Below are 16,756 nucleotides of genomic sequence, written 5' to 3'. Positions count from 1 at the left end.
TTCAACACATTCAATTGAACGACGAAGAACCGCAGAAAACAAGGACACTCTCTCAGGAAAACCTCTTAAAAGCTAAGCGCAAGGCTGAATCGGCCGGTGAATCCTTCCCGTATCCCGCCGCTCATATTCAACATCAAGTCGGACCCAAACAGCGTCCCGTCCGCATGAGTGGCGCTGTAGACATGATCGTTTGCATTAAAAACAGTGCGCCCCGCCCGATACGGAATCCGGCTGTGAGCTTCCATCGAGATAGAGTCATCGATAAACAAATCTGTCGCGAACTCGCGACAGACATGGTTCACCGTATCATGGGAGCGCACCTTCAAATGGAAATGGACCGTGCGACCCACATACCAGCCAGGATAGATCGTATGGAAAATGGCAAATCCATCCGCATCCGTGATCTGATACCCGCGAAGCCACTTCTGCCCCCGCGTATTTTCAGTTTGCGTCTTCGAGGGAGCCTGATCACTGTACGCCCCAATGCAATCGCAATGCCACAACTCCACAATGGCACCAGGCAAGACACTTGCGGACTTCCCAGCGATGGCATAAAGCGTGATCTCAACCGAAAACGGCACCCCGTTCACCACGGTGGCCCGATTCGTACAAGACATCAAGTCCGACCGCTTTAGCCGCTCATCCAACACGACACGGCCCACCCGAGTGGTCGGAACAGCAATGATGTCAACCACAGAGTTCACCCACAAGGCAACAGGTTCGGTGCTAACCGTCCCCAGAGGATTCGAAACCGTCACATGGTATTGGCCCGAATCCCGGGATTCAGCTGACCGAATGCTGAAGCTGTTCCCGTTAGCACCAGGTAGCGGAAACCCGTCTTTAAACCACTGAAAGCTGAGATTGCCGCCCGTAGCCATAACAGACAAAACCGCCGTGGCCCCAACCATCACCGACTGTTCGGTCGACCGTCCCGTGATCTTCGGAGCAGAGAAACTTTTGCCTCTTGGACTAGCCAAAGCCACGCTCAGTCCAGCGTGGAGAGTCACCGCAAGCGCTTGCCGCCGAGGGAGGACCTTTCCAATACTCAGCTCCTCAGCGTCAACATCAGGATGTTGCTGATCATCGTGGCCATCCGTGGTTTCCATCTCAGACCTCAAGAAGCTGAGCGCGCATCAACGAACTCGCCCGCCCCTTGTCGTCTGCTACTCTAACTGCAACTTATTTGATTTCTATTTGGATAACACTTTTCATGCAATCTTCATGCGAAACTCAACTCACATGTGCCAGTCAAGATCGCCATAGATCGTCTGAACATAGTCCAACTGCGCGGCGTGCCAGGTGATGTGCTCTGTCATAAACCCGATACACACTCCAACCGGCAGATGCCCCATGCCAAACGGGAGCTCGGCCATCACTTCAAGTCCTTCAGGCGTCAGCTGCTCCAACCAAGCCAAATAGTCAGCGGAGTTCTTCTCAAGCAGTCCCAACGCTTCTTCGCGAGTACTGAACGGCTTCTCACCCGCGCGGAAGTAGGCTTCCGCCTCAGCGGTCGTCTTGATGGGGAAGACTTTCCCTGCCCACATCTCGTGCATCGCTTTCACAGAGGTCGCCGCGTGCGCCACCAAATGGATAGGCGTTCGAGCCGTAGGCGAGGGCGACCAGTTAATACGGTCATCCGGCGTGTTGGAAAGCCCTTTCACAATCAGGTCCTTGGCTCTCAGGAAGTCGTTCTTCGCTTTTTCAGTAGCTTCATTCATGGTTTCATAGACTCAATAAAATCGCGAACAGTTACAATGTTCTGCCGCACGGCTCGTACAGAAAGGTTAGGGAATTCGTCTTCCAAGATCATCACGATCTCCACAAGATCAAGTGAATCGATGACCAGTTCCGACAACTGTGCATCCAGAGCAATCGCTTTTGGATCACACTCGAGACGCTCAGAAAGGAGCGAGAGAACCCGCTCCGTAAACTCGTTCACTTAACCAGGGTAGCTTCCAGCGAGATCGTGACCTTCACATCATCACTCACGCCCTCAGTGCCGTCCGGCAGCTTGAACTGAGTTCCAATCCCAAAGTCGCTTCGCTTAATCACAATCGGCTCAGCCACTACACCAATCTGAGTAAATGGCTCACCAACAGTGATCGTCACCGGCCCATGGTGCTTAAAAGGGATCGAGACAGACTTGGTCTTGCCTTTAATCGTCAGGTCCCCAACCACCACAAAACCGGCCCCTTTCTTAGTGATCTTGGTGCTCTTGAAGCTGAGCTCGGGAAACTTCTTTACGTCAAAGAAGTCAGCCGTTTTCAAGTGCTCATCCCGAGGAGCAACTCCCGTGTCAATCGTGTCCATCTGAGCGGTGAACTCGACGCTCGACTTCGTAAGGTCCGAGGCGTCCTCTTTGATCTTGCCGCTAAATTTATTGATTCGACCGTGCACCTGAGACAACCCCATGTGCGTAATCTCAAAGTAGATGCTGGTGTGCATCGGGTCGATGTTATAGCTAGCCTCTTTCGCCAGAGGCGTGAGGGGGGCTTTTGCCATACGTGGCTCAGCATAGGCTAGGCCCGGGTGAAACGCGACATAGGCGGCCCCAGCTACGATGGCGGTAGTCGGGATGAGGATGGTTCTAAGTTTCATGTCTTCTCCTTATTGAGTAGTCACCAGGGTTTCGAGACGCTCAAACATCTCACCCCAGCCAGTGTAAAAGCCCATTTGTTCGTGCTGTTCTCGATTTTCGACTGTCCAGTGCAGCACTTTGGCAGTGCATTCCGTCATGCCTCCCCCGAGGTCTTCAAGGGTGATAATCGCCACCATAAACGGGCTAGGAACCGGTTCCCAACCTCCTTTAAAGGCGTCGGTGAACACAATCTTCTTGTTCTCGATGAGTTCCAGGAACACACCCGTGTTGAGGTATTCCGTTCCATTGGGATCGCGCATCACCGTCCTCATAATGCCTCCAGGCTGGAGGTCCATTTCGCAACCAGGCGTCGTCATCCCATGCGGCCCCCACCACTTTGGCAAGGTCGTCGAGTCAGTCCACGCTCGGTAGATCGTTTCGGGCGATGCTGCAATGGTGCGAGAGAGCACAAGCTCGCGATCAGTAACGGTAGCTTCTGCTGTTGTCATGATCTCAAACCGGTGCCGTGACGGCGGTCGGAGTCTTTGTCTCAACGACATCTTTTAGGTTGATAAGGCCAATTTCGAAACTCTCGCCAACCATCTTGTCCATGTTGCAAAACACGCTAAACACCTTACTGATGTATTTGCTCTGGCCATGCATCGCCCAAGTAACTTTGCAAGACTCCCCCTCGGGTTCAATGGTGAACTCGGCAATGTTGTTACAAGCAAGCGGCTTGGTGAAGTCAAGCTTAATGGTGATCTGGGAGGGTGTCGATTCCGTAATCTCCATGGACCCAACACCAGCTTTGCCGTTACCAGCCCACCCATAGATAGCCCCGACACCGCTCTGAGCTCCGCTGTAGGTGCGCTTCATATTCGGGTCCAGCTTCTCATACGGAGACCATGCTGTCCAGAGGTGAAAGTCGTTGATTTGAGCGAGGATCTTCTCGGCGGGAGCCTTGATGAGCTGAGTTCGCTGATATCGAAAGGTGTTCGGCTTGGTCGTAGCAATCACAAGCACAGCCACGATGATGAGCACGAACACAAGATCAACAATCTTAAGGATTTCCATGTGACTGCTCCAGACTTAGGCCTTCGACAGAAACGCGTCCAGCCGATCTAATGTGCCAGTGAAACCCTGTCGCATCTCGTCAGCCCCAGCCGCAAAGATCGCCGTCTCCTCTTCCGAAGCATCCACTGGGTGGATCGTAATCGTCATGGAAGTCTTGCCACCCAAATCGGTCAAAACCATCCCGCCACCAGTAACCGCAGGCCACTTTTGGTTCATCGGATGGCGTGTGATGCCTCCATCCTTGTCAGAGAAACAAACCTTCATGTCTAGCACTCGGGGAGCCTCGATCGCATCAATGGCCCACTTGCCCCACATCTCGTGACCATCAGGCGACTTCATGCAGTAAAGGAAGGATCCACCCGCGCGAAAATCAAGGAGAGCAGTAACCATCTCAAAGCCCGCTGGCCCCCACCACTGTCTCAAAGCCGCCTCATCGGAATAAGCAGCCCAAACCTGCTCAATCGGGAAATCAAATACACGGGTAATGCTGAACTCAGCTACGGGACTAGTTGTTTGGCTCATCTAAGATTGCTCCTTCGCAAAAACGGGTCTTTCCACAGCGACCGCTTGCGCTCAAACTACAACGATCAACGCTAGGACTTCAGGACACTCAATTTTCGAAACTCGTCCAGACGCTTAGATAACATTGCTTTCTCTGACGCAAGTAATGTTAATTGTATCGCCTTTTCCAAGTGCATGGAAGCAACAGAATAATTCTTCAGACCCGCCTCAAACTCAGCCAACACCGCATAAAGCAGATAGTAACACTCAAGCACCTGCCGATTCTGAATCCGATAAACCGCATCCAACCCAGCCTTCGGCCCCTCGATCTGGCAAACCACCACAGCCCGATTCAACGCCACCACTGGTGAGTTGTCTAAAAGCAGCAACTGGTCGTAATAAGCAAGAATCTGCCCCCAATCCGTCTCTGAATAGCTCGGAGCAAGGCAATGCGTCGCTGCAATCCCAGCCTGAAGATGCCAAAAGCTAAGCTCCCCCCCAGAAGCCGACATCGCCAGATGCCGCAACCCTCGCCCAATCATCACCCGATCCCAAGCCGACCGATCCTGATCGCGCAACAAAAGAATGTTCCCCTGACCGTCCACCCGAGTAGCAGTATGAGACCCGTTCAGCAGCATCAACGCAAGCAATGCATGGGTACGCGGCTGATTCCCAGCAGGGTGCTTACACACCAACGTCGTAAGCCGAATCGCCTCCCGACATAGATCCTCACGAACCAGCCTATCCCCACTCGAAGCCTTATAACCTTCGTTAAACAACAGATACAGCGTCTGCAGAACCCCGTCCAGCCGAGACTCCAACTCCTCCCCCGACGGCAACTCCAAAGGGATCTTCTGGTCACGAATACGCTGCTTCGCACGCGTAAGCCTCTTTGCAATCGCCGCCTCCGAAGTCAAAAAGGCGTTCGCAATCTCGCTCACATCAAACCCACACAGAGTTCGCAATGCCAAAGCCGACTGAGACTCAGCAGGAATCATGGGATGGCTGCAAACAAAGATCATGCGCAAAACCGCATCCTCAATCTCATGCTCAAAGAGCGCAGCATCCACCCGCAGCGCATCGGAAGACCACAAAGAAGTCGATTCCGTAATATCCGGCTGCTTGTCGCGAAGGTTCTTCTCGCGCCGAAGAACATCCAGCGCCAAATTCTTCGCCGTCTGCGTAATCCAAGCAGCAGGGTTCTCCGGCACACCGTAATACGGCCACGTGCGCAGCGCCCGCATCAGCGCTTCCTGAACCACATCCTCGGCCAGCTGAAGCCGCTCAACCCCAAAAATCCCAGTAAGAACAGACACCAACTTTCCCGACTCTTGTCGGAAAAGATGGTCCGCCAAACTGCTAATCCCGGAGTCCGCGACCTCGCTGATTATCTCACCAGGAACTCAGAGAGGTCACCAGAAACCTTATGCATAGAAGGACACATATCCGCAATCGGACGGACCTCCACAGTCAAACCGTATTCCAAAAGAGGATGAGCGCGCGCAATCTCCATCGCCGCTTCCATCGTGGGAACATCCAGAATAAAATATCCCCCGACAGCTTCCTTAGACTCAATAAACGGCCCGTCCGAAATAGCGCGACCATGCTGCGCCGTCAAAACACGCCCGGTCATCTCAAGAGGTTGAGCCGCCTTAATCGTGCCCTGAGCAGTCAAATCGTTCACCCATCTCATGAACTTGCTCATAATCGCCTGCAACTCCTCGGGTGACAAATCTTCATCCCAATCCACTCCCTTAAAAAGCAGCATGAACTCAGGCGTCGTCTTATAATTGCTCATCGTCGTACCTCTCGATCCACCGGACATCCGGCTCATCAATGGTACGACGAATCGCAACACGATTGCAGGACAACCAATACCAGAAACTTAAGCGACCTGCTTCTTCCCAGCTATGATCGAATCGACCAGCCCGTACTCAACAGCCGCCTCAGCAGACAACCAATAGTCGCGATCACAGTCCTTCATCACCTGCTCCTGCGTCTTCCCAGTCCGCTCCGAAATGATCCGCACATACGTGTTAAACATCCGGTCCATCTCCTGCATATAGATCCGCGCATCCGTCATCGTCCCCCGATAGCCCCCACTCGTCTGGTGCATCATAATCCGCGAATTCGGCATCGCAAACCGCTTCCCCGGACTCCCCGCCACCAATAAAGTCGTCGCCATAGAAGCCGCCATCCCAACGCAAACCGTCGCAATCGGGCACTTCACGTGCTGCATCACATCATAAATAGCCAGCCCAGCCGTCACACTCCCGCCCGGACTGTTGATATAAATATCAATATCCTTCTCCGGATCTTCCTTCTCCAAAAAGAGGATCTGAGCCATCACCAGATTCGCCAAAGGATCAGAAATCTCCTCCCCAATAAACACAATCCGATCCTTCAAAAGCCGCGAGTAAACGTCATAGGCCCGCTCCCCATGCGAACTCTGATCCACCACCATCGGAACCATTGTCTGAGTCATCAAACCGTCACCAACTCCTCTTGAACATAAACCACTGGCACCGGATGAGAATCCAAATGCTGCAACAAACAAAGCAGCCCAGGAAGCGAATGCTTCAACGCATACTGCCAATTGAAATAGCGATCCACAGCCAAGCAAGTAACCACAGGCTGAGCCATCACCGAATGCTCAAGCCGCAACTGCGTCCCGCCATCCTTCGGCTCCAGAGTCCACGCCACCAAAGAAGGTTGCCCCTCCTCGTCATCCCACCAGGTGTAAGCCAGCCGCTTGCCCTCTTCCGCTTCAATCACCTGGCACTCAATAGGACTCTTTCCCGGTCGGTCCAACCGAAAACGAAATCCAATCATCGGCTTAAAATCAGTGGGCATAAGCCAACGGCCGAGCGCCGCCGGATCAGTGAGCGCCTTCCACACCCGACTCGGTGGATGTGGATAGTTGGCCTCAAGTTGGACATTGTCTTTCATGGGTTTTCCTCCAAGTAGTCGCCCAAGGCAACGAGTTTGTCAGTCCAGAACGTTTCATACGACTGAACCCACTCCGATACCTCCCGTAAGGGCTCCGAATTGAGTTTGTAAATGCGCTGACGTCCCGCCTTCCGAACCTCAACCAGCCCGGCATCCCGCAACACCGCCAGGTGCTGAGAAACCGCAGGCAAGGACATCGCAAACGACTCCGCCAGTTCTAAAACAGGCATCTCATGCTGTGCCAACCGACTCAAGATCGCCCGACGGGCCGGAGCCGCAATCGCGGAGAACACATCAGTCGTCGGAGAAGCACTAGCCATAACTCACTATACTTAAGCATTTACTTAAATGTAACCAAATCAACGTAAAAAAGCCCTCCCGTCCCGAGAGGGCTCCACCAACTCACCGTCTTCGACGCTTCAGAAACGCCAGCGCACCCACTGAAACCGCCGCCAGGGACATCGGCTCAGGAACAGCATTCGCGTGCTATAGCACCGCTTCATCAATCCCTAACTTGCTGTTGTGAGCCATCCCAACGATGTCCCCAGTATTCGGATCAATCCCAAAGGCCATCGAGGTCGAAAAATCTTTGGACAGGAACTTGTGCAGATTGATGCCAGACGCTGCACTGCCTGTCCACAAAAAAGCGTTGAAATCCAAACTACTCGTGCTGTTAAACGCCCACCCAACCTGATGGGAACCCCCAATACCCCAGGCCTGGCTGTAACTAAAGCCTGTAGGGTTCAAGTCAATCACGCTACTAGCAGTGCTATGCCAGAGCAATGCATGAACACGGTTTCCAGTCGAGATGCCAGACCCAGTCCCAACCTGATACCCATGATCAACACCCGCACCATAAGACTGGGTGAATCCAACCGGATTTAAATCCATTGCAGAAGCCGCCGATCCAGCCCAAAGAATCGCATGATTATTCCCGTTCGCGGCCCGTCCATAACCAAACTGCTGACTCCCAGATGTCGCATAAGCAGCACTTGAACTGAACCCCACCGGATTCAAATCCACCGCCGAAGCCGCCGTCCCCGTCCACCTCACGGCATGCAGTCGGCCCGAGTTTGTCGCTCCAATCCCCACCTGGTCTACCGACGAGATCGCAAACCCATCCGTGTCCGTGAACCCAACCGGATTCAAGTCAACGGCCGAACCCGCCGAACCGCTCCACAACAAAGCGTGCTCGCTGCCACCCGGAGTCACCCCGTAACCAAACTGCTTTCCTCCCGAAATCCCATACCCAAAACTCTGCGTAAAACCCGCCGGATTGAGGTCAACCGCCGATCCAGCAGAACCTGACCAGAGGGTGGCGTGGGCATTACCGCTCGCACCTGTTGACCATCCAAATTGAGACCCCCCAACCACCGCGTTTCCTTGGCTCTGAGTAGATCCCAAAGGCCGCAGGTAAGTCACCGAATACTGAGCGTGACCACGAGCAATAAACAGGCAAAAGCCGCTAATAGCGACAGAACGAACCATGATTCTCTCCATAACAAATCTAATATATATCGAATCGTAATATTACGAAACGGAATATTTGAAAAATTTCTCCTAAACCCAACTGCTAGAATGAGCAAATGGAACGGACACGGCTTTCGGCAATCGAATTCACCGTCCTAGGAATTGCCTGGAAGCGTGGCCCCTGCACCACCTACGGCCTCATGAAGGAGCTCAGCTCCTCCACTTCCACCTACTATAAAAAGAAGGCAGGAACCGCCTATCCACTCGTCGACCGTCTCATCCAAGCAGGCCTCCTCGAACAAGCCACAACCGTCGGCGCACGAGGTGAAAAGCTGGTCAACGTCACCCCAAAAGGGATCGATGAACTCAAACAATGGGTATCCACTCCCTTAGACATCGCCGAGATCGCCCACACCGCCGATTTCCTGCGCCTGCGAGTCTTCTATCTCGGCGTCATAGAGGGTGAGCAAAGGCTTCACATCCTCGACAAAGGCATTGAAACCCTACGCGAACAGCGCCTCGCGTGCGAAAAAGCCATCGAAAACTACCGAGAAATGGGCGACACCTTTAGCGAACTCGCCACCCTCGGAGTCGTCCATGAAACCAATGCCCGCATCGATTGGCTTCTAGCCATCCGAGACCGGGTCGAACAAATTCCAGCCGGTAAACCCTGAAGAGAGTCCTCAAAGCGAAGTCAAAGATGAGCAGCTACAAACTCCCCCACGTCCAAACTCCCACGCAACTCCGACCCAACCAAGCACTCCTCATAGCCAGCGGCGACGCCCGACTCGTGGCAAACCAAGTCGGCTGGGAAGCGCAGAACGCCATGGAACAAAAGGTGATCCAGGCATTCTCACAACAGGGAATCGAGGTCCTCCGCGCCCACCCCTATCGAGAAGACCAAGGGCACGGCTTCATCGACAGCCAGCGCCGAGGCATGGACATCTTCGCCACCATCGACCCCGAGGCCAAACTCATCGTCGCCGAAGCCGTCTGGCAGTTCAGCCACCACGTCCTAGCCGGACTCCGCTCCCACCGAGGTCCCATCCTCACCGTCGCAAACTGGTCCGGCCAGTGGCCCGGGCTCGTCGGACTCCTCAACCTAAACGGCAGCCTCACCAAGATGGGCGTCTGCTACTCCTCCCTCTGGAGCGAGAACTTCGACGACCCCTTCTTCCTCAACGGAATCCGAGAATGGATCACAACGGGCACCATCCAACAAGACCAATCCCACGTCCAGCCCTTCCAACTCACGAACTCAGATGAGCACAACTTAGGCACTGCCCTCGCCCAACATCTCAAGCAACAAAAAGCGATCTTCGGAGTGTTCGATGAAGGTTGCATGGGCATGTACAACGCCATCGTCGACGACGAACTGCTCAACCCAACCGGCATCTACAAAGAGCGCCTCAGCCAATCTGCCCTCCTCGCCGAGATGCAACGCGTGACCGACATCGAAGCCACCGCCTGCTACAAATGGCTCCTCGGCAAAGGCATGAAGTTCGCCCTCGGCCAAGACCCCACCACACAGCTCACCGAAGAACACGTCCTAGAGCAGTGCCGCATGTACATCGCCGCCCTCCGCATCGCGCACAAATTCAACTGCGACGCCATCGGCATCCAATACCAACTCGGCCTAGCCGACATGTGCGCCGCCTCCGACCTCGCCGAAGGCCTCCTCAACAACCCCGACCGTCCCCCCGTCTTCGACGTCGAAACAGGCGAAGAACTCTACAAAGCCCAAGCCTTGCCCCACTTCAACGAAGTCGACGAGTGCGCAGGCATCGACGCATTCGTCACAAACCGTGTCTGGACCGCAATGGGCCTCGACCCCAGCACCACCCTTCACGACCTCCGGTACGGCGAGGACTACCAAGGCCAGTTCGTTTGGGTGTTCCTCATCTCAGGTGCCGCCCCTGCCTCCCACTTCATCGATGGCTACGCAGGAACCATCAGTGAACGACAGCCCTCAATGTACTTCCAACGTGGCGGAGGCGGAATGAAAGGCATCAGCAAACCCGGAAACATCGTATGGAGCCGCGTCTACACAGCAGAAGGAGCGCTCCACGTCGATATCGGACTCGGTGAAGCAGTCCAACTCCCACCCGAAGAAACGGAGCGAAGATGGCAGCTAACCACCCCACAATGGCCCATCATGCACGCCGTCTTGCAGGGAGTCAATCGCGACCAAATGATGTCGCGACACAAAGCAAACCACATCAATGTCGTCTACGCCCCCGACGAAACAACCGCCAGAAAAGGACTCGAAGCAAAAGCCGCCATGCTTCAAAACATGGGAATCCAAGTGCATCTCTGTGGACTCTAATGCAATTTCTTAACAGTTAAATCCGTAACGCCATCGACCTCCGCCCGTCAATGGCTCGATGATCGCATCAATTGCAATAATATTGATAAAGCAATCGGGGTCGTACGACGAAGGTCGCCTCGGCTCCCTTGCCCGCGCATCGGTTGTTGCGGAGGTCTCGCATCAAAAACCTCCCAGCATCCCAATAAAATCCCGCGTCCAACCCGTGTTCGTCACCATCGAAGTCAATGGTGTCATCCGCGGCTGCCGCGGCTCACTCGTCACCCGAACCAAATCTCTCGAAGAAGAGATCACGCGAGCGGCCCGAGCCGCTGCCGGGCACGACCCTCGGTATAGGCCCTTGCAAGCCGCCGAACTGAACTCCTTTAAAGTTACCGTGACCATCGTGGAGTCGAAATCACCGATCCACGATGTCTCGTCACTCACCGCCGCCGATGGGTTAGCACTGGAATGTGGAACCCAGTGGGGCATTGTTCTCCCCTGGGAGGGCAAAGACCCCAAAACAAGACTCGACTGGGCCTACAAAAAGGCCGGAGTCTCGCGCGGCAGCTCCGTAAATCTGTATCGCCTCACGGCAACAAGGTTTCGCAAATGAAGATCTCTGTATTTCTCAGTTTCCTCTTATGGCTCTGCTTAGCTACTTTCGCTCAAGCCCAATCGGAAACTTCCATCAGTGTTTGGGTATCCAAAAACGTAGCTCCAAGCTCAAAAATCCGAGTGGCCATCAACACCCGCAACCTTCCAGTAGTGCGTGTAGCCGCCTATCCAATCGACGGTGAAGCCTGGCTTAGCCACCTCGGAACAGCTATTCCCGATCGCCCCATCGCCAAAGGAAAGGCGGTTGTTCAATGGCACACATCCGTAGCCACCAAAGATCAAAAGCCCAACCCAAACCAAGCTGATACGTTCTACAGCAGGCAAATCAACCTCCCACTTCTCAAACCGGGTGTCTACCTCTTGACGGTCACAAACGGCACAAAGGAGGCATGGGCCGTGGTCAACGTGACCCACCTAGCCGTAGTCGTCAAGCGATCCCCCACCAATCTACTCGTTTGGGTCACGGATAGCATCAAAGGGAACGACGTCCCGTCCGCCCAAGTCAACCTCTACACATCAAAAGGCAAGCTCAAAAAGACCTTGCACACACAAGCCGATGGTGCCGTCCTATGTCCCCTCCCACCCGGCGAAGAAACGCTCGTCGTCAAAAGTGGCTCCGACATGGCAGGTCTCGAAACGAGCGCAACCGACCCCAACGGCAAACTCGTCGCCCACTTCCAAACCGACCGCCCCATCTACCGTCCAGGCCAAACCGTCTACTTCAAATCCATCCTCCGACGCACACTAGGTCAGTCTTACAGCGTCTCCAAAAACGCGGAATGCAAGGTGCAACTACGCGATTCCAAAGACAATCCCATCGACGAACTGAATCTCAAAACCAACGACATGGGCACAGTCAATGGTCGATTTGACATCCCTTCCGAAGGAGTCACAGGCGCCTACTCGCTTGTCCTCACCACCGGCAATGACAGCGCCTACCAGACGGTGACCGTGGCCGCCTTCCGCAAACCAGAATTCAAAGTCGATGTAACCACGCTAGCCAAGCGCTATCTCTCCGGCAACAAGATTCAATTCAAAGTCAATGCAGCCTTCTTCTTCGGCTCCCCAGTTCAGCAAGCCGAAATCCGTTACCAAGTCCGAAGATCAAGCAAGCCATTCTACGACTACGATCCCAATGAGGGCTGGTTCTACGGGGGTGACGGAAACCTCTACGCGCGCGACACCTACAACGAGAACCCCTTTGTCGCCGAAGACAAAGCCTTCACAGACGCCGATGGCAATGCCGTCATCACAGTCCCATCCGACCCCAACGCGCCGGATTCCGACTACTCGATCACCTGCACAGTCACCGATGCGTCAAGGCGGCAAGCAGAAGCTTCCTGCTCTGTTCCCGTATACACCTCATCCATCCGATTAGGCATTCGCACCGACATGTCCTACGCCACTCTGGGCACTCTCATACCCTTCAAAATCCGACTAGTCGATCTAGACGGAAACAGCGTCGCAGGCAAAGTCAATCTCGTCCTCACGCACCGCGAATGGGTCGACAAAGAGAAAAACTGGGTTGAACGAACTCTGTTGAAGACCGTCGTCGTAGTCCCCGCCTCCGGCCGTCTCACTTATAAAATTCCAGCCAAAGTTGAAGGCACACTCACGCTCAAGGCATATGCAAAGGATGCGGAAGGACGTCCCACCCACTCCAGCACCAACATCTGGGTCGCAGGAAACTACATCGAACCGACTGTCGTAAAGCCGCAACCCAAAGTTGAAGTAAGACTCGACCAACGAGTCTATCGACCCGGCGACATCGCCAAAGCCTTTGTGTCAACCAACAATCCCGGCAGACCCATCTTGGTAGTCGTGGAAGGCGGGGATGTCTGGGAGTACCAGGTCCTCACAACATCCAAAGCAGGTCAGGTCTGCAATATCAAAACCGGAACGCGCCTCTCACCCAACGCCTACGTATCAGCCGAACAATGGATCGAGGGTCGTCTCATCTCCGCCAACACCATCCTTCCCATCCCAGACCCAGCCAAAGCGCTCACCATCAAAGTGACGCCCGACAAGAAGGAGTACAGACCCGGTGACAAAGCCCACTATGCAATCTCAACTTACGACCGAAACGGCAAGCCAGTATCGGCAGAAGTAGCCATCTCCGTCGTAGACGAAGCCATCTACGCTCTCAGCCCAGACGTCACCGCCGACATCTATGGCTTCTATTGGGGCGAGAGGCATAACCAAGTGACGATGTTCTCAAGCGCACCCGAAGAGATGTCCGGCGGAGCGTACCAACGCGTCAGTACCGTCGCACCCCTTCGAAAACGCTTCGAGGACACAGCCTACTGGAAAGCAGAGGTCCTCACCGACGCCTCAGGAACTGGGCATGTAGACTTCGAAGTCCCAGGCAACCTCACCTCCTGGCGCACCACCGCCAGAGGCGTCACCGAAGACACATGTGTCGGCATGGCCGTCTCCAACGTGCTCGCAAACCGACCAGTAATGCTCCGCCTCGCCACCCCTCGGCAAATGGTACAAGGGGACAAACTCACGCTCATCGGAACGCTGGACAACCGCTCCGGACTCCATCACGAGTTCGACGTCACCCTCAAAGGGGAAGGGTTCCGAATCACCGGAGACCTTCACCGCCACGTAAAAATGGACGCCAAGAAGCAACTCAAAATCGAGTGGCAAATCGAAGCGACCAATCTCCTCGAAAGCGGCGCAGGCGTTCTGACAGCCGAAGCCGTAGCCACAGACATGTCTGCCGACCTCAAGGCCGACTACTCCGACGCGCTCCAAGTCAGAGTCCCCATCGTCCCAGCAGGCGTCGCCGAGAACATCGTCGTAGGCCAAGTGATCTCGCAAAAAGGCTCCGTCAACCTCGACCTTCCCGGCGATCGTATCGAGCCAGCCACCAAAACAGACCTCCAAATCGCGGGAGGCATAGGTGCCCTAGCTCGAACCGCTGGTGAGGATGTTCTCAAACAATCGCTTTGGGGAACGGTCCACGCCGCCAGCCAGCTTGAGGCCGCAGCCTATCTGGGACGTTCCCGCCACTCCAAAGAGGTGCGAGAATCGCTAGCTCTTCTGGCCAAGAACCAACAGTCAAACGGCTGGGGCTGGTGGGAACAAGGTGCCACGGATGCCGTGATAACCTCCCAAGTCCTCTGGTCGCTAGCGACCGCAGAACGTGCAAAACTGGGGGTCTACGATAACCTAATTAGTCGTGCAAAAAGCGCCGCAACGGAGAAATACAACCAGACCAACCTCTGGGAACACCGTGCACTCCTCGCAGCAGCGCTACTCGCCAGCGGTGACGACAAAGGCAAGGACCTCATCGACGAAGTGCGCAGAAGAGGAGAGAACATCTCCCCCTACGCAAAACTAAGAATGGCCGAAGCCATGGCCATCCAAAACGTTAGCGGAAGCGATGAATTCGTAGAAGACGCCCTCAAAGACGTCTCCAACGGTCCCGCCTCATCATTTCTCCCCGTAGGATATGGCACCGGCTGGACGGCATCAAGCATCGAAACAACCGCCCAGGCAGTGGCAACACTCAGCAGGCTCAATCAGAACCTCCTCCTCCAAAGGAAGTTCGCCCACTGGCTCGCATTCGCCGATAACTCCGGATGGCGCTCGACTCTCGAAAACACGGCCGTCGCTCACGGTCTGTCCCTCTACGCGTCCAAACATCCCGAAGCAACCGAGATCGGCGACGTCGAACTCACTGTAAACGGCTCCGTAGTCCCAACCACCAAAGGCCGCATCGGGGATGTAGTCAAAGCCTCCATCCCGCAATCACTCCTCAAGTCCGGCAACAACCGAATCCTCGTCACCCGCAAAAACGGCGGAGAGCTATTCCTCACCGTTCAAAGCGCGGTCTACCGCCCCAACCTCGTCGAAAGCGTCCGAGGCGTCCGAGTCCTCAGACGATTCGAAGTCCAAAACGACGCCAAGATCTGGGTAGAACTCAAGCGCCAAGTCCACCCAGGCGAACCAGTCCGCTGCACCGTCGTAGCCTGGGGCGATGACGTTCCCGACGGCATGAGAGTTGTAGAACCAATCGCAGCAGGCTTCGAGTTCGTCGAAGGCGAGTACACCTACGACCGCCAAGAAGACGTCCGAGACGGCGCCATCATCCACTCCATGGTCAATCAAGGCCAGCCGCAAACCTACCGCTACTACCTGCGAGCAGAAGCGGAAGGCAAACTCCTCATGCTCCCCGCAACCGCGGAATATGTCCGAAGACCAGCCGACCGGGGCCAAAGCAACGGCGACAAAGTCCAAGTGAAAGTCCAATCAAAGGTGCGCAATTGAGCCTGATCACGAGCCTCCTCCTAGGCTGCGTCATCCACTCCGCACCAGTCATAGGCGACCAACTAAAACCCTTCGACATCGAAACCTCAAAGGGGGTGCCATTCTCCTGGCACCCCAAGCGGGTCACTGTCATCTCCTGCTGCGCATTCTGGTGCGATACCTGGAAAGACCAACTTCCAAGAGTAAAAGAAGCCTCTCAACAACTGAGGGGCCTCCCAGTCGACTTCCTCACCGTCTCAGTAGATGGCAGATGGAGCGAACGAGGAAAAACCGCGGCCGTCGGAAGAAACCTCTCAGACCGAGGCAGCCAATGGACCAGGTCCGTAGGCATCGACCGCGTCCCATACACACTCCTAGTCGATCCCTCCGGAACCATCCGATGGGCATCCTACGGAGTTGTCCGAAGCCAAGACCTCGTAGCAGCCACAAGAGCTGCCCTCCAACCGAACCAAGGCGCAGGCAACGTCTACCTCACCTTCGACGACTTCCCAGCCGAGCACGGCAACGATGAACTCCTCGACGTGCTCCGAGCTGCCCATGTCAAAGCCGCCTTCTTCTGCGTCTGCTCCAGAGCCTCAAAGTTTCCCGCCATCATGAAACGAGCCGTTGCCGAGGGCCACCGCCTAGAAATCCACGCCTGGGACCACGATGAACGCCAAGTAAATCTCAACCGTTGCAGCCAAGCCCTAACACGATTTGGCCCTGCACCAGACCTCTTCCGACCCGCCGGATCAGAAACGATCTTCACCCTAGATCACCGACCCCTGCGCTTCCACGTTGCCGACCCATACGACTTCAAACGCCCTGGCCCAGACGAACTCATCCGAAGAGTCTCACACCTCATCGAAGGAGGCGGAGTGATTCAACTACACGCCGGAGTCAGCGATTCCATCGCAGCCCTCCCATCCATCATCGACAAACTGACGCGAAGGGGGATGCGCTTCCAGTTGTTAAGTCACGAATCAATAAACTAGTAATCCTTA

Annotated in this window: 18 protein-coding genes and 1 pseudogene; 5 read left to right on the top strand and 14 right to left on the bottom strand. The window is 55.0% G+C overall.

From position 1 onward, the window contains the following. Positions 1-65: 65 nt before the first annotated feature. The 14 genes and pseudogenes from ACZ51B_RS07320 to ACZ51B_RS07255 form a co-directional block, all read right to left on the bottom strand. A complete protein-coding gene (locus ACZ51B_RS07320) occupies positions 66-1,106 on the bottom strand; it encodes an immunoglobulin domain-containing protein (RefSeq protein ID WP_464296581.1) in 1,041 nt (346 codons plus the stop codon). 129 nt (positions 1,107-1,235) lie between these two features. After that, positions 1,236-1,718: a DinB family protein gene (locus ACZ51B_RS07315; RefSeq protein WP_464296580.1), complete on the bottom strand. Its 483-nt coding sequence runs from the start codon at positions 1,716-1,718 to the stop codon at positions 1,236-1,238. Further along, complete coding sequence (locus ACZ51B_RS07310; RefSeq protein ID WP_464296579.1) at positions 1,715-1,939, bottom strand: phosphopantetheine-binding protein; 225 nt, start codon at positions 1,937-1,939, stop codon at positions 1,715-1,717. Before ACZ51B_RS07310 ends, ACZ51B_RS07315 begins: the two co-directional genes overlap by 4 nt. Next, positions 1,936-2,598 carry a YceI family protein gene (locus tag ACZ51B_RS07305; RefSeq protein WP_464296578.1) on the bottom strand — a complete coding sequence of 221 codons (663 nt, stop codon included), beginning with the start codon at positions 2,596-2,598 and terminating at the stop codon, positions 1,936-1,938. The genes ACZ51B_RS07310 and ACZ51B_RS07305 overlap by 4 nt, the downstream gene beginning before the upstream one ends. Positions 2,599-2,607: 9 nt before the next feature. Further along, on the bottom strand, positions 2,608-3,087 hold the full coding sequence (locus ACZ51B_RS07300) for an SRPBCC family protein (protein ID WP_464296577.1): 480 nt from the start codon (positions 3,085-3,087) through the stop codon (positions 2,608-2,610). A 4-nt stretch (positions 3,088-3,091) separates the two neighbouring features. After that, entirely contained in the window at positions 3,092-3,652 is a 561-nt protein-coding gene (locus tag ACZ51B_RS07295; protein ID WP_464296576.1) for an SRPBCC family protein, read from the bottom strand. Positions 3,653-3,667: 15 nt separating this feature from the next. Continuing rightward, complete coding sequence (locus ACZ51B_RS07290) at positions 3,668-4,174, bottom strand: SRPBCC family protein (protein ID WP_464296575.1); 507 nt, start codon at positions 4,172-4,174, stop codon at positions 3,668-3,670. A 71-nt stretch (positions 4,175-4,245) separates the two neighbouring features. Beyond that, a complete protein-coding gene (locus ACZ51B_RS07285) occupies positions 4,246-5,508 on the bottom strand; it encodes an RNA polymerase sigma factor (RefSeq protein WP_464296574.1) in 1,263 nt (420 codons plus the stop codon). A gap of 32 nt (positions 5,509-5,540) precedes the next feature. Then, positions 5,541-5,951, bottom strand: coding sequence for a YciI family protein (locus ACZ51B_RS07280; protein ID WP_464296573.1), 411 nt, complete (start codon positions 5,949-5,951; stop codon positions 5,541-5,543). Positions 5,952-6,038: 87 nt separating this feature from the next. Further along, positions 6,039-6,638 carry a ClpP family protease gene (locus tag ACZ51B_RS07275; protein ID WP_464297175.1) on the bottom strand — a complete coding sequence of 200 codons (600 nt, stop codon included), beginning with the start codon at positions 6,636-6,638 and terminating at the stop codon, positions 6,039-6,041. Then, positions 6,638-7,102 (bottom strand): SRPBCC family protein, encoded by a 465-nt coding sequence (locus ACZ51B_RS07270; RefSeq protein WP_464296572.1) that lies wholly within the window; start codon positions 7,100-7,102, stop codon positions 6,638-6,640. Before ACZ51B_RS07270 ends, ACZ51B_RS07275 begins: the two co-directional genes overlap by 1 nt. Then, complete coding sequence (locus ACZ51B_RS07265) at positions 7,099-7,422, bottom strand: ArsR/SmtB family transcription factor (protein WP_464296571.1); 324 nt, start codon at positions 7,420-7,422, stop codon at positions 7,099-7,101. Before ACZ51B_RS07265 ends, ACZ51B_RS07270 begins: the two co-directional genes overlap by 4 nt. An 82-nt stretch (positions 7,423-7,504) precedes the next feature. Then, positions 7,505-7,573 (bottom strand): annotated as a pseudogene (locus ACZ51B_RS07260) (PEP-CTERM sorting domain-containing protein); the annotation flags it as partial. Positions 7,574-7,588: 15 nt separating this feature from the next. Continuing rightward, positions 7,589-8,590: a hypothetical protein gene (locus ACZ51B_RS07255; RefSeq protein WP_464296570.1), complete on the bottom strand. Its 1,002-nt coding sequence runs from the start codon at positions 8,588-8,590 to the stop codon at positions 7,589-7,591. A gap of 98 nt (positions 8,591-8,688) precedes the next feature. Between ACZ51B_RS07255 and ACZ51B_RS07250 the strand changes: the two genes are divergently transcribed. The 5 genes from ACZ51B_RS07250 to ACZ51B_RS07230 all read left to right on the top strand — a co-directional run bounded on the left by ACZ51B_RS07250 (position 8,689) and on the right by ACZ51B_RS07230 (position 16,747). Further along, positions 8,689-9,246: a PadR family transcriptional regulator gene (locus tag ACZ51B_RS07250; RefSeq protein ID WP_464296569.1), complete on the top strand. Its 558-nt coding sequence runs from the start codon at positions 8,689-8,691 to the stop codon at positions 9,244-9,246. 26 nt (positions 9,247-9,272) lie between these two features. Continuing rightward, positions 9,273-10,898, top strand: a complete 1,626-nt coding sequence (locus ACZ51B_RS07245) for a fucose isomerase (protein ID WP_464296568.1) — start codon at positions 9,273-9,275, stop codon at positions 10,896-10,898. A gap of 82 nt (positions 10,899-10,980) precedes the next feature. After that, a complete protein-coding gene (locus tag ACZ51B_RS07240; protein WP_464296567.1) occupies positions 10,981-11,493 on the top strand; it encodes an AMMECR1 domain-containing protein in 513 nt (170 codons plus the stop codon). Further along, positions 11,490-15,773: an alpha-2-macroglobulin family protein gene (locus tag ACZ51B_RS07235; protein ID WP_464296566.1), complete on the top strand. Its 4,284-nt coding sequence runs from the start codon at positions 11,490-11,492 to the stop codon at positions 15,771-15,773. The genes ACZ51B_RS07240 and ACZ51B_RS07235 overlap by 4 nt, the downstream gene beginning before the upstream one ends. After that, positions 15,770-16,747 (top strand): polysaccharide deacetylase family protein, encoded by a 978-nt coding sequence (locus ACZ51B_RS07230; RefSeq protein ID WP_464296565.1) that lies wholly within the window; start codon positions 15,770-15,772, stop codon positions 16,745-16,747. The genes ACZ51B_RS07235 and ACZ51B_RS07230 overlap by 4 nt, the downstream gene beginning before the upstream one ends. The last annotated feature ends 9 nt before the right edge of the window (positions 16,748-16,756 follow it).

The sequence above is a fragment of the Fimbriimonas sp. LA-C6 genome, from assembly GCF_055398105.1.
Note: the sequence above shows the minus strand (reverse complement) of the source record. Positions and strands in the feature narration are given on the sequence as shown.